Origin of the sequence: Mesorhizobium sp. M2A.F.Ca.ET.046.03.2.1 (assembly GCF_003952425.1) — a bacterium.
In the GTDB taxonomy this organism is placed as follows: domain Bacteria; phylum Pseudomonadota; class Alphaproteobacteria; order Rhizobiales; family Rhizobiaceae; genus Mesorhizobium.
In genome coordinates, this window is record NZ_CP034449.1 from 4,347,825 (window position 1) to 4,360,164 (window position 12,340).

17 protein-coding genes are annotated in these 12,340 nt (G+C 64.9%); 13 read left to right on the forward strand and 4 right to left on the reverse strand.

What is annotated here, in order from left to right:
• Positions 1-133 precede the first annotated feature (133 nt).
• The 5 genes from argJ to EJ072_RS20745 all read left to right on the forward strand — a co-directional run bounded on the left by argJ (position 134) and on the right by EJ072_RS20745 (position 3,337).
• Complete coding sequence (gene argJ / locus EJ072_RS20725) at positions 134-1,375, forward strand: bifunctional glutamate N-acetyltransferase/amino-acid acetyltransferase ArgJ (RefSeq protein WP_126081074.1); 1,242 nt, start codon at positions 134-136, stop codon at positions 1,373-1,375.
• Positions 1,375-2,154, forward strand: a complete 780-nt coding sequence (locus EJ072_RS20730) for a GNAT family N-acetyltransferase (RefSeq protein ID WP_189343062.1) — start codon at positions 1,375-1,377, stop codon at positions 2,152-2,154. Before argJ ends, EJ072_RS20730 begins: the two co-directional genes overlap by 1 nt.
• Entirely contained in the window at positions 2,151-2,573 is a 423-nt protein-coding gene (locus tag EJ072_RS20735) for a (deoxy)nucleoside triphosphate pyrophosphohydrolase (protein WP_126064239.1), read from the forward strand. The genes EJ072_RS20730 and EJ072_RS20735 overlap by 4 nt, the downstream gene beginning before the upstream one ends.
• 152 nt (positions 2,574-2,725) lie before the next feature.
• On the forward strand, positions 2,726-3,046 hold the full coding sequence (locus EJ072_RS20740; protein WP_126081075.1) for a hypothetical protein: 321 nt from the start codon (positions 2,726-2,728) through the stop codon (positions 3,044-3,046).
• A 105-nt stretch (positions 3,047-3,151) separates the two neighbouring features.
• Positions 3,152-3,337, forward strand: coding sequence for a Flp family type IVb pilin (locus tag EJ072_RS20745; protein ID WP_126081076.1), 186 nt, complete (start codon positions 3,152-3,154; stop codon positions 3,335-3,337).
• A 29-nt stretch (positions 3,338-3,366) separates the two neighbouring features.
• On the opposite strand, the gene EJ072_RS20750 is transcribed toward EJ072_RS20745, so the two are convergent.
• On the reverse strand, positions 3,367-4,239 hold the full coding sequence (locus tag EJ072_RS20750) for a methyltransferase domain-containing protein (RefSeq protein WP_126081077.1): 873 nt from the start codon (positions 4,237-4,239) through the stop codon (positions 3,367-3,369).
• A 64-nt stretch (positions 4,240-4,303) separates the two neighbouring features.
• Between EJ072_RS20750 and EJ072_RS20755 the strand changes: the two genes are divergently transcribed.
• The 4 genes from EJ072_RS20755 (at position 4,304) to EJ072_RS20770 (ending at position 6,735) form a co-directional block, all read left to right on the forward strand.
• Complete coding sequence (locus EJ072_RS20755) at positions 4,304-5,104, forward strand: ComF family protein (RefSeq protein ID WP_126083698.1); 801 nt, start codon at positions 4,304-4,306, stop codon at positions 5,102-5,104.
• Positions 5,105-5,180: 76 nt separating this feature from the next.
• Positions 5,181-5,444, forward strand: a complete 264-nt coding sequence (gene grxC / locus EJ072_RS20760; protein ID WP_126081078.1) for a glutaredoxin 3 — start codon at positions 5,181-5,183, stop codon at positions 5,442-5,444.
• A 2-nt stretch (positions 5,445-5,446) separates the two neighbouring features.
• Positions 5,447-6,313, forward strand: coding sequence for a carbon-nitrogen hydrolase family protein (locus EJ072_RS20765; RefSeq protein ID WP_126081079.1), 867 nt, complete (start codon positions 5,447-5,449; stop codon positions 6,311-6,313).
• Positions 6,310-6,735 (forward strand): DUF1178 family protein, encoded by a 426-nt coding sequence (locus EJ072_RS20770; RefSeq protein WP_126081080.1) that lies wholly within the window; start codon positions 6,310-6,312, stop codon positions 6,733-6,735. Before EJ072_RS20765 ends, EJ072_RS20770 begins: the two co-directional genes overlap by 4 nt.
• Here EJ072_RS20770 and EJ072_RS20775 read toward each other — a convergent pair.
• Positions 6,732-7,226, reverse strand: coding sequence for a MarR family transcriptional regulator (locus tag EJ072_RS20775; RefSeq protein ID WP_126083699.1), 495 nt, complete (start codon positions 7,224-7,226; stop codon positions 6,732-6,734). The genes EJ072_RS20770 and EJ072_RS20775 overlap by 4 nt on opposite strands.
• 99 nt (positions 7,227-7,325) lie before the next feature.
• On the opposite strand from EJ072_RS20775, the gene EJ072_RS20780 reads away from it, so the two are divergent.
• Positions 7,326-8,258, forward strand: a complete 933-nt coding sequence (locus tag EJ072_RS20780; protein WP_126081081.1) for a DMT family transporter — start codon at positions 7,326-7,328, stop codon at positions 8,256-8,258.
• Positions 8,259-8,405: 147 nt separating this feature from the next.
• Entirely contained in the window at positions 8,406-8,909 is a 504-nt protein-coding gene (locus tag EJ072_RS20785) for a flavin reductase family protein (protein WP_126081082.1), read from the forward strand.
• 12 nt (positions 8,910-8,921) lie between these two features.
• Here EJ072_RS20785 and ubiG read toward each other — a convergent pair whose 3' ends face one another.
• On the reverse strand, positions 8,922-9,671 hold the full coding sequence (gene ubiG / locus EJ072_RS20790) for a bifunctional 2-polyprenyl-6-hydroxyphenol methylase/3-demethylubiquinol 3-O-methyltransferase UbiG (protein ID WP_126081083.1): 750 nt from the start codon (positions 9,669-9,671) through the stop codon (positions 8,922-8,924).
• Between the two features lie 309 nt (positions 9,672-9,980).
• Here ubiG and EJ072_RS20795 point away from each other — a divergent pair, with 309 nt between their 5' ends.
• Entirely contained in the window at positions 9,981-10,538 is a 558-nt protein-coding gene (locus EJ072_RS20795) for a putative glycolipid-binding domain-containing protein (RefSeq protein ID WP_126081084.1), read from the forward strand.
• A 13-nt stretch (positions 10,539-10,551) separates the two neighbouring features.
• Here EJ072_RS20795 and EJ072_RS20800 read toward each other — a convergent pair whose 3' ends face one another.
• Entirely contained in the window at positions 10,552-10,848 is a 297-nt protein-coding gene (locus EJ072_RS20800; protein WP_126081085.1) for an antibiotic biosynthesis monooxygenase, read from the reverse strand.
• A gap of 215 nt (positions 10,849-11,063) precedes the next feature.
• Between EJ072_RS20800 and EJ072_RS20805 the strand changes: the two genes are divergently transcribed.
• A complete protein-coding gene (locus EJ072_RS20805; protein WP_126081086.1) occupies positions 11,064-12,317 on the forward strand; it encodes an aspartate kinase in 1,254 nt (417 codons plus the stop codon).
• Positions 12,318-12,340 lie beyond the last annotated feature (23 nt).

Below are 12,340 nucleotides of genomic sequence, written 5' to 3' on the forward strand. Positions count from 1 at the left end.
AAACAAAACGACCCGTTTCAGACTGCGAGCCCTTCGGCCAGGGCGATCAGGCGCGGCCAGAACGCCCTTGCGCCGGGACCCGCTATCGGGCAAACCGGCCTTCCTTTCGCTTCATTGCCGTTCCGGGGTTCCGATGTCCGCTACGATCTCGCCGCTCGCACCGAAGAAATATCCCAAGATGCCGGTCATCGAGGGTGTGCGCATCGCGACGGCCGAAGCGGGCATCAAATACCGGAATAGAACCGACCTCCTCGCCATGGTCTTCGATCCGGGCACGGCTGTCGCCGGCGTGTTCACCAGGTCGAAATGCCCGTCGGCGCCGGTCGACTTCTGCCGCCAGAACCTGCCTGCCGGCAAGGCGCGCGTGCTGGTGGTCAATTCCGGCAATGCCAACGCCTTCACCGGCAAGAAGGGCAAGATCTCGACCGCGCTGACCGGCGAGGCGGCGGCGAAGGCCGCCGGATGTTCCGAGAGCGAGGTGTTCCTGGCCTCGACCGGGGTCATCGGCGAGCCGCTCGACACCACCAAATTCAGCCATCTGCTCGCCGGCCTGGTCAAGGACGGAAAGCCCGATCTGTGGACCGAGGCGGCAAAGGCCATCATGACCACCGACACCTATCCGAAGGTGGCGACGGCGACTGTCAAGCTCGGCGATGTCGACGTCACCATCAACGGCATCGCCAAGGGCGCCGGCATGATCGCGCCCGACATGGCGACGATGCTTTCCTTCATCGCCACCGACGCGCCGATCGCGGCGCCCGTGCTGCAGGACCTGTTGTCGCGCGGCACGGCCAAGACCTTCAACGCGGTAACCGTCGACAGCGACACCTCGACCAGCGACACGCTGCTCATCTTCGCCACCGGCAAGGCGGCTGCCCGCGGCGCGCCGGCGATCAGCGATGCCAAGGACGCGCGGCTCGGCGCGTTCCGTCAGGCGCTCGGCAAGGTGCTGAAGTCGCTGGCGCTGCAAGTGGTGCGCGACGGCGAGGGCGCACGCAAGCAGGTCGAGGTCACGGTGACCGGCGCCAAATCGGCGCGTTCGGCCAAGCGCATCGCGCTTTCGATCGCCAATTCGCCGCTGGTCAAGACGGCCGTCGCCGGCGAGGACGCCAATTGGGGCCGCGTCGTCATGGCCGTCGGCAAGGCCGGCGAGCCGGCCGACCGCGACCGGCTGTCGATCTGGTTCGGCGACAATCGCCTGGCGCATGAGGGCGAGCGCGATCCGGCCTATTCGGAGGAAGCGACGTCTGCCTATATGAAACGCGACGACATCCGCATCCGCGCCGATATCGGCATCGGCCGCGGCAAGGCGACGGTGTGGACCTGCGACCTCACCAAGGAATATGTCGCCATCAACGGCGACTACCGGAGCTGATGGCGCCGGTGTCCAGGCATCCGGCAAGCGTGCTGGCGGTCGTGCGCCGCTACGAGGCGGCGGGCTTTCGCGCCTGGCCGGCGGCGGCCGTCCATTATGACGGGACTTGGGTGGTGCGGCTGACCGCCGGGCATCCGGCCAAGCGCCTGAACTCGGTCAATCCGCTCGATCCGGGCGACACGTACGCCATCGAGGAGCGCATCGGCCGCGCCGCGCGCCGCTTCGATGCCTATGGCAGGCCGCTGACCTTTCGCATGTCGCCGCTGTCGGGACAGGTGCTGTCCACGCATCTCGACAAGGCCGGCTGGAACAGGTTCGACGAATCCATGGTCATGCGGCTGCCGCTCAAGGACCTCGAGCTCGGCGCGGCCATGGACCAGATACCGCTCAAGGACATCAGCCGTTTCATCGGCGCGTCGCTGAGGACCAGCGGCTCGGACGCCTCGCTGCGGCCCGGCCTGTCGGAGGTCATCGGCGCCATTCAGCCCGAAGCCGGGCTGTTCGCGCTGGAGGACGGCAATGAGCCGCTGGCGACGCTGATCTGCGTCCATGATGGCGACCTTGCCGGCCTGTTCGAGGTCGCCACCGAAAAATCGGCGCGCAAACAGGGCCATGGCCGCAATCTCATCCTGTCGGCGCTGAAATGGGCGCGGCTGCGCGGCGCGCGCGAGGCCTGGCTGCAGGTCGAGGCCGGCAATCTACCGGCGCTCTCGCTCTATCGGTCGCTCGGCTTCGAGGAAGTCTACCGCTACCACTATCGACGGCCGCCGGGCGCATGAGCGAGGTGAAGCCAGCCGGAAAGCGCCTGCTGCTGGTCGCCGCCTGCGCGCTGGTCGATGCCGACCGGCGCGTGCTTCTGGCGCAGCGCCCGGAGGGCAAGCAGCTTGCCGGCCTGTGGGAGTTTCCTGGCGGCAAGGTCGAGCCCGGCGAGACGCCTGAGGAGTGCCTGGTCCGCGAGCTGCATGAGGAACTCGGCATCGAGACCGAAATTCCGTGCCTGGCGCCGCTCACCTTCGCCAGCCATTCCTATGACGATTTCCATCTGCTGATGCCGCTTTATGTCTGCCGCCGCTTTCGCGGGATCGCGCAACCCAGGGAAGGGCAGGGGCTGAAATGGGTCAGACCGCGGCAGATGCGCGACTATCCGATGCCGCCGGCCGACGCACCGCTCATCCAGTTCCTGATCGATCTTTTGTAATTTCGCGACCTGCCTTCGCGGCCATTCACGTTTGCCGAAAGCGTCGTTTCCGGAGCTGCTTTAGCCAGCGTTAATGGAAGATTTATCTCGACGTGAAAAATTGCTCGAGGCCGTTTCGCGCGGCAACATCGTTGATGACCGGGAACAACGGCATGAGCCTTGAAAGAGAGTGGGACTCGATCCGGCCCGACCGAGGCTTCCGCGCCGCGGATGCCGGCATGGGCATCCTGCGAGTGACGCTTCTCTTCGGCTCGGCCGCCGTGGCGCTGGCGCTGATCGCGACGCCTTTCCTGGACAGCCAGACGCGATCGCAGGGCGCCCGCGACGGCTTGGCTGTCGGGCTCGACACGACAGCGACCGGATCGATCGGCCATCGCACCAATACATACACGGTGCGCCGCAGTGTGCTGCAGCCGATGCCCAGTTCAATCTGCGTCATCCGCAATGACGGCAGCCGCAGCGGCGAGTGCTGACATGGTTAATGATTTTTTGGGACACCGGCATTTCACTCGCTGTTAAGCTTTCGCCGTTAACCTTTCTTAACGGGTAGGACATTAGAATTTCTGCATAAGGGATGGATGGCCATGAAAAACCTGCTGCAGCAATTCGTAAGGGATGAGACCGGCGCCACGGCCATCGAATATGGCCTGATCGTTACCGTGCTGTCGCTTACCATCATCGGCGGCGTAAGCAGGGCAGCGGATGCGCTCCAATGGCTGTTCAGCGACAACAGCAGCAGGCTGGTCCAGGCCTTCTCCCACTGACGAAACCGGTCGGGCAATCAGAGACGCAGTCAGCTCTTCGGCGGGTTCTCCAGGATCGCCTTCAGCGATAGCTTGGCTGATCCAGGCTTGAGCGGCTTTTGCTGCGAGGCGTCGGGCGCCCAGCCGGACATCCAGACAACCGGAAAGCTTGCGCGGATGCGGCCGTCCGGGTCCGAGAACCGTTCGGCATAGATTTCGGCCGCGCGGGCAAACAAACGCCTGCTGCCGGGTCGCCGGCTGCGGTCGATGAGCGGGCTGGTTTCGCCCACGGCGCGCAGGTCGGCGGCGAGATCGAACAGCGTGTCGTAGCGCACGGCGACCGTTTCGACATCGGCGACAGGCAATGCCAGGCCGGCGCGCTGCAACAGCCCGCCCGCATCGCGCACGTCGGTGAAGGGAAGGATGCGCGGGCTCGCGCCGCCGTAAAGCTCGGTCTCGGCCGTCAGCATGCTTTCGCGCAACTCGGCGAGCGTACCCGCGCCGGCGAGAGCGCCAAGGAAAAGCCCGTCCGGTTTCAGCGCCCGGCGGATTTGCGCCAGCACGCCGGGAATGTCGTTCATCGCGTGCAGCGACAGCAGGGAGACGACGAGGTCGAGGCTGCCGTCCTCGAACGGCACGGTCTCCGGCGGCGCTACCAGCCCCGGGCCGCCGGCCAGAAGCGCCTCGTCCATCTCGACGCGGACTATTTCGCCGACCTTGCCGCTGGCTGCGAGCACGTCGGCCGCCCCCGACGTCTGGCAAAACAGAGCGGCGGCCTTGCCGAAGCGGCGCTCGACGGCACCCAGCCGGTCGGCAAGGTCTTCGGCCGCTCGCCGCATCAGGAAATCGGCACCCTCGACGGGGCGGGCGAGGGCCCGGCGCTTGTGCGCGAGCCAGAGCTCAGTGTCGATCAAAGGCTGCAATCAAAAGCTTCCTGTTGTCCGCGCCCGCCGGAGTGGTGTTAATGTGGCGAGGGTTTCCTTTCACGTGGCCGATCCGGTGCACAAGATCAAGACCAGCGCGGTTCAGGACATGACGCGGCAGGCACTGGCCTGGCCGGCGCGTCTGTTGTTTCCGCCGGTTTGCGCCGGCTGCCGTCGCCATGTGTCGCAGCCCGGCGTCTTGTGCGGCGCCTGCTGGCCGAAGCTCAGGCTGCTGGAAAAGCCCTGGTGCCCGGTGATGGGCACGCCCTTCACCCACGACATGGGCGAGGGGTTTCTGTCGGCGGAAGCGATCGCCGATCCGCCGCCCTTCGAGCGGGCGCGGGCCGCTGTCATCTATTCGGGCGTCGCCCGGCAGATGGTCCAGGGGCTGAAATACCAGGACCGGACGGACCTGGCGCCCTGGATGGCGAACTGGATGGTCCGCGCCGGCGCGGAGCTGATTGCCGAGGCCGATCTGGTCGTGCCGGTTCCGTTGCACTGGCGGCGCTTCTTCCGGCGCCAGTTCAACCAGTCTGCGGAGCTTGGACGCGCCGTTGCAAAGCTCAGCGGGCTGCCATTCTCGCCATCCGCGGTCAAACGCGTGAAGCTGACGCGCCAGCAGGTCGGGCTCGAACGGCATGAGCGCGAGGAGAATGTGCGCGCCGCCTTTCGCGTGCTGCCCGACGCCGAGATCGAAATCGCGGGCCGCCGGGTGCTGGTCGTCGACGATGTCTACACCACCGGCGCCACGGTGAGGGCGGTCGCCAAGGCACTGAAGCGGGGCGGCGCCGGAGCGGTCGACGTGCTGACGTTCGCCCGAGTCCTGCCGGGGGACTTTCGGGCGGATGAGTCCGCGACTATATAGAAACCCAAACGTTGTTTTTGGTGCAGGTCGCTGCCATACAACCATTGGGCGACATGCACCGGCAGGATAGTGACCCATGGCCGATGTGACGATCTATACAAGGATGATGTGCGGCTACTGCAGCGCAGCCAAGCGGCTGCTCGACCGCAAGGGCGTGGTCTATACCGAGCACGACGCCTCGTTCTCGCCGGAACTGCGCCAGGAAATGATTTCCAAGGCGCATGGGCGAACCACTTTTCCGCAGATTTTCATCGGCGATACGCATGTCGGCGGCTGCGACGATCTCCATGATCTGGAGTCGCAGGGCCGGTTGGATGTGATGCTCGCCAACGGGAGATGATCATGGGTGTTTTCAAGGCCGCCGCCGTGCAGATGCGTTCGGGCACGAGCCCCGAACGCAACGCCGCCGACATGGAAATCCTGGTGCGCCAGGCCGCCGGCCAGGGTGCCACCTATGTCCAGACGCCGGAAATGACGGGTGCGCTGGTGCGCGACAAGGAAGCCGGCGCGGCCGCTTTCACCACCGAAGACAAGGACATTGTCGTCGCCACCGCGCGCAGGTTGGCTAAGGAGCTCGGCATCCACCTGCATATCGGCTCGACGGCGATCCGTCGCGCCGACGGCAAGCTCGCCAACCGCGCCTTCCTGTTTTCACCCGACGGCACGCTGATTGCCGGCTACGACAAGATCCACATGTTCGATGTCGACCTCGACAATGGCGAGAGCTGGCGCGAATCCGCATCCTACGAGCCGGGAACGGAAGCGGTCGTGACCGACGTCAAAGGGACGAAGCTGGGCTTTGCCGTCTGCTACGACCTGCGCTTCCCACAGCTGTTCCGCGCCGAGGCGATGGCCGGGGCGGAGGTGCTGACGGTGCCCGCCGCCTTCACGCGCCAGACCGGCGAGGCGCATTGGCATGTGCTGCTGCGCGCCCGTGCCATCGAGAACGGCGCCTATGTCATCGCTGCTGCCCAAGGCGGCCTGCATGAAGACGGCCGCGAGACCTATGGCCATTCGCTGATCGTCGATCCGTGGGGGCGCGTCATCGCCGAGGCCGCGCATAACGAGCCGGGCGTGATCCTTGCCGAGATCGATCCGGCGCAGTCGCTTGCGGCGCGCCGCAAGATCCCCAATCTCAGGAATGCGCGGGATTTCATCGTCAATGCCGGCGCAGGCGAAGCGCCGCGTCTCAGGGGTGCTGCCTCTTGATCCGCTTTTCCCTGATCTGCGAGCACGAGCACGAATTCGAAGCCTGGTTTCGCAGCAATGACGACTTCGACACCCAGAAGAAGCGCGGCTTCGTCGATTGCCCGAGCTGCGGCTCGCGCAAGATAGAGAAGGCGCTGATGGCGCCGGCCGTTTCGACCTCGCGCAGGCAGGAGAAAGTCGCTCTAGCGATGGGCGAGGCGCAGAAGCAGGCGCTGGCGCAGTTGAAGGCGCTGGCCGAGAAGGTGCGCGAGAATGCCGACTATGTCGGCGACAAGTTCGCCGAGGAAGCGCGCAAGATCCACTTCGGCGAGACCGATCCGCGCGGCATCTACGGCGAGGCGACGCCGGAGGAGGCGCAAAGCCTGATCGAGGATGGCGTCGAGTTCATGCCGATCCCGAGTTTTCCGGACGACCGGAATTAGGACGGCAAACTCAAGCTTCCGATCAGTTTTTCCAGCAGTTTCGCCAGCATTTCGCGGTCCTCTTGCGTCAGGCCGGCGAGGATTTCGTGCTCGTTGGCGACATGAGCGGCGAGTGCGGTGTCGGTGAGCTCGCGGCCTTTCGCGGTGAGCTGCACAACCACGCCGCGCCGATCGCTTGGGTGCGGCGCGCGCTGGATCAGACCGGCCTTTTCCAGGCGATCGAGGCGGGCAGTCATGGCGCCGGACGTCACCATCGTCGCCTCATATAGCTCGGTCGGCGTCAGCGCATAGGGCGAGCCCGACCGGCGCAATGTCGCCAGCACGTCGAACTCGCCGGCCTGCAACCCGAAGCGGGCGAAGACCGGCGCGAGCCGGTCGCGCGCAATGAGCGCCGAGGCCTCGTTCAGCCGTCCGATCACCCCCATCGGCGACACGTCGAGATCCGGCCGCTCCCGCCGCCACTGTTCCATAGCCCTGCCCGCCCGATCCATATCGCTCACCGCAAAGTATCTTGACGTAAAGAATCTTTACGCTATCTTATCGCATGAAGAACCGGCCGCCAAGCGGTCATGCAGCGACAGGACAGCCCGATGAAATTTCTCTGGGATTCGGCTATCGGCCTTCTGGTCGTGACCGGCGGCCTGCTCGGCATGACGCTGCCCTTCGGCAAGCTCGCCACCGCCGCCGGAGTGCCGGCCATGGTCTGGGCTTTCATTATATCGGTCGGCGCAGGCGGAGTGCTGTTGCTTGCGCTTCTGCTGCGCGGCGAGCGCATCCGGCTGACGCCGCACAAGCTGCGCTATTTCTTCGTCACCGCGGCGATTTCCTATGCCATCCCCAATCTTTTGATGTTTTCCGCCATCCCGCATCTCGGCGCCGGCTACACCGGCATCATGTTCACGCTGTCGCCGGTGATCACACTGGTGTTCTCGATCCTGCTCGGCGTCAGGCGTCCGAACCTGCTCGGCGTCATCGGCATCGCCGTCGGCTTCGTCGGCGCGGTGATGGTCGCGCTGACGCGCGGCGAGGCCGGCCAGGCAGCGGACTATTTCTGGGTGGCGATCGGGCTGCTCATCCCGGTCAGCCTTGCCGCTGGCAACATCTATCGTACCGTCGACTGGCCGGAAGGCACCGGCCCGATCGAGCTCGCCGTCGGCAGCCATCTGGCCTCGGCCACGCTGCTCCTCATCGGCATACTGACGCTTTTGGGCTGGCAGGCCTTCGCACCGCTCGCCGGAGTGCCGCTGGTGATCGTCGGGCAGGTCGCCTCGGCCTCGGCAATGTTCGTCTTCTTCTTCCGCCTGCAGGCCGTCGGCGGCCCGGTCTATCTCAGCCAGATCGGCTATGTGGCAGCGGCCGTCGGCCTGTTCGCCGGGACGATCCTTCTCGGCGAGCACTACCAGCTTCTGACCTGGCTGGGTGCGGCCATCATCACCGCCGGTGTGTTCATCACCACGAAGGCGCAAAGCCAAAACGGCGCGCCTGCGTCGGTCCGGATCGAGCCGGCGTCGTCCCGCAGCTAATCCATCTTTGCTCGCGGCGCATGTCCTTATCCCGAAACCGGTTCCCATTTTCGGGAGACATGCTTTAAGCTCGCCTTGACGCTGTTCCAGACAGAGAACAACTACGCATCTTTCGTGAGATTGCTTTCGGCGAAAAAGGAGAAAGCCATGGCCAACGCGGAAGGTCCGGTCAGCGTCGCGGATTTCCGCGCCGCCATGCGGCTCATCGTCGGCAATGTCAGCGTCATCACCGCCGGCGTCGGCGACGACCGTACCGGCCTTGTCGTCATCTCGGTGGTGTCGCTGTCGGCGGAACCGCCGAAGGTGATCGCCTGCGTCAACCGCTCCTCGTCGACCTGGCCGGTCGTCGAGCGCTACCGGCATTTCGGCGTCAACTCGCTCGGGCCTCAGCACCAGCGGGTGGCCGAGCGCTTCTCCGGCTTCGGCGGCATCAAGGGCAAGGACCGCTATGAGGGTGCCGAATGGACGACGCTGAAGACCGGCGCATCGTTGCTCACCGATGCGGTGGCCGCGTTCGACTGCAGCCTCGACGAGATGATCGACCGCGGCGCGCATTCGATCGTCATCGGTTCGGTCGAAGCTGTCAGAATCCAGGACGCTGGGCAGGCTCTGATCTACTGGCGGGGCGGCTATCGGCCGTTGGAAGCCTGAGGTCTGACGCGATCAGACCGAGGCTTTCTCTGCCAGCACCATGTAGTTGACGTCCATGTCCTTCGAGCGCTGCCAGCGGTCGGCCAGCGGATGATAGATGACGCCGGTGCGGTCGATCACCGTGAGCCCGGCGGCGCCCAGCGCCTTTTCCAATTCGTCCGGCCGCACGAGCTTGCCGAACTGATGCGTGCCGCGCGGCAGCCAGCGCAGCACATATTCTGCGCCGATGATGGCAAGGCCGAGCGCCTTCAGCGTGCGGTTGATCGTGGCGACGAACATGATGCCGCCCGGGCGGACCATCTGGCCGCATTTGGCGACGAACAGGTCGACATCGGCGACATGCTCGACCACTTCCATGTTGAGGATGACATCGAAGGTCTCGCCGGCGTCCGCCAGTTCCTCGGCCGTCGCGGCGCGATAGTCGATGCCGACACCGGCTTCCGCCGCATGCAGCTTGGCCACTTCGATGTTCGTCGCCGAAGCGTCGGCGCCGACCACTTCGGCGCCAAGCCGGGCCATCGGCTCGCACAGCAAGCCGCCGCCGCAGCCGATGTCCAGGAAGCGCAGGCCCTCGAAAGGCCGCGCCGCGCGCGGATCGCGGCCGAAACGCGCCGCTACCTGGTCGCGGATATAGGCAAGCCGAACCGGATTGAACTTGTGCAGCGGACGGAACTTGCCGTTCGGGTTCCACCATTCGGCGGCAAGGGCGGAAAAGCGTTCGACTTCTCCGGCATCGATGGTCGATCGGCGGGGTTCTGGCATAGGCGGGTCTCCAGCGCATGACCCCGAAAATCGGAATCGATTTTCGGAAAAGGATCATGCGCAAAGTCAAACTGCTACAGCGTCCTTTGCGCGTCCGAGAGGACGCGCGGCGCTGTAGAGCGTTAGGAAGTCGGGCCCTTGGCGCCAAAAGTCAAGGCAGGGTTTTTCGGCTGCCGCCATGCGCGCCCCGGCAACCCTGCGGCGCGGCCCGGCGTTCTGTCAGCACATGGCAGCTGACTTGCCGCGCGTCGAAACAAAGCGGAATGAAGAACGAATACAGGACAGCCGGCACCGGCAGGAGGATCAAAAATGCGCATCGAGACTTCGATCCTTTGGCGCCGGCTCGACCAGGAAGGCCACGATGCCTGCCTGCTCGGCGAGACGGATGATGGTTGGTGTCTCAAGGGACATGCCCTCTTCGTCCATGACGGCAAGTCGTCCAGCCTTGCCTATGAGGTGAGTTGTGATTCCGGCTGGCGCACGCGCGCGGCGCGGGTCGACGGCTTTGTCGCGCTGCAGGAGTTGCGCTTTGAGATCGAGCGCCGGGCCGACGGCCAATGGCTGCTCAACGGCAAGGGCCAGGCGGAGGCAGCCGGCCTTGTCGACATCGACCTCGGTTTCACACCCGCCACCAATCTTCTGCCGATCCGCCGCCTCGATCTTGGCCCCGGCAAGACGACGCCCGCCCCAGCCGCCTATCTGGCTTTTCCCCAGCTCGAGCTTGTGCGCCTCGATCAGACCTATCGTCGGCTCGACGAAAGCCGCTACGCCTACGCCGCGCCCATGTTCGGTTATGAGGCCGTGCTGACGGTTTCGTTGGCCGGCTTCGTTGTCGATTATCCAAGCCTGTGGCGAAGCGCTGCCTGAGCAAGTTGCGCGATCAGCGCGACAGCGCAATCTCGGCATGGCTCATGACAACGCTGGCGGGCTCGATCGCCTGCATGGCCTCGCTGTCGCCGATCTCGGCTATAATGCGGTCTGCCGCCGCCTGGGCCTGATCCAGGCTCTGCCAGCGCACGACATCCACCCAGGTGCCATCCTCACGCTTCCCTAGGTGACGGGCAAGAAAGCCCGGCTGCCGGGCGAGCCAGTCGGTCATGACCCGGTTGTTGGCGACAAAGCCGGCTTCGGAGCCGGGCTTGAGGCGGAAGGTGACGATTTCCAGGGTTTCGGTCATGAGAATCTCCAAAGGCCGGGTTTCGGCAGTCTATGGCATGATCGGCGACAGAAATCCGTCAGGATGAGCGTCGTCGGGGCGGCTATAGGCTCGCTCGCTTGCGAAGCCTTGTTGTTTTGGCTAAGGAGGCCGCGCATTTCCGCGCCTGGCTTAACCCCTGGCGTTTCCTTCGGTTCCGGCCGTGCGCCGGCTTCAGTCAAAGGCATTTCGCTTCCATGGCGCGTATCGTGATGAAATTCGGCGGAACCTCGGTCGCCGACATCGCCCGCATCCGCAATGTGGCGCGCCATGTCAAACGCGAGGTCGATGCCGGCCATGAGGTGGCGGTCGTGGTTTCGGCCATGGCCGGCAAGACCAACGAACTGGTCGCCTGGACCCGCGAGGCCTCGCCGATGCATGACGCGCGCGAATATGACGCGGTCGTCGCCTCGGGCGAACAGGTCACCGCCGGCCTGTTGGCGATCACGCTGCAGAGCATGGGGGTGCACGCCCGCTCGTGGCAGGGCTGGCAGATCCCGATCAAGACCGACAATGCGCATGGCGCGGCGCGCATCCTCGACATCGACGGCGCCTTCCTGATCAAGCGCTTCGGCGAGGGCCAGGTGGCGGTCATCGCCGGTTTCCAGGGCATCGGGCCGGACAACCGCATCGCCACCCTCGGCCGCGGCGGCTCCGATACAAGCGCCGTCGCGATCGCGGCGGCGGTGAAGGCCGACCGCTGCGACATCTATACCGATGTCGACGGCGTCTACACCACCGATCCGCGCATCGAGCCGAAAGCCCGGCGTCTGGCCAAGATTTCCTTCGAGGAAATGCTCGAAATGGCTTCGCTTGGCGCCAAGGTTCTGCAGGTGCGCTCGGTGGAGCTTGCCATGGTACACAGGGTGCGTACCTTCGTGCGGTCGTCCTTCGACGATCCCGATGCGCCCGGAATGGGGGATTTACTCAATCCGCCCGGAACGCTTATTTGCGACGAGGAAGAGATCGTGGAACAGCAGGTCGTCACCGGAATTGCCTACGCCAAGGACGAAGCGCAGATTTCGCTGCGCCGCGTCGGCGACCGTCCAGGCGTCGCCGCCGGCATTTTCGGCCCGTTGGCCGAGGCCAACATCAATGTCGACATGATCGTCCAGAACATTTCCGAGGACGGCAAGTTCACCGACATGACCTTCACGGTGCCGTCGGGCGATGTCGACAAGGCGCTTGCCGTGCTGGACAAGCTGAAAGCCGAAGTCGGTTACGATGTCGTGCAGTCGGAAGCCGGCATGTCGAAGGTCTCGGTCATCGGCATCGGCATGAGGAGCCATGCCGGCGTCGCCGCCACCGCCTTCAAGGCGCTGGCCGACAAGGCGATCAACATCCGCGCCATCACCACTTCCGAGATCAAAATCTCGATACTGATCGATGGTCCCTATACGGAACTTGCAGTTCGTACTTTGCATTCCGTCTACGGTCTGGATAAGCAATAGCAAGAACTGAGTCAGTTGTTGCG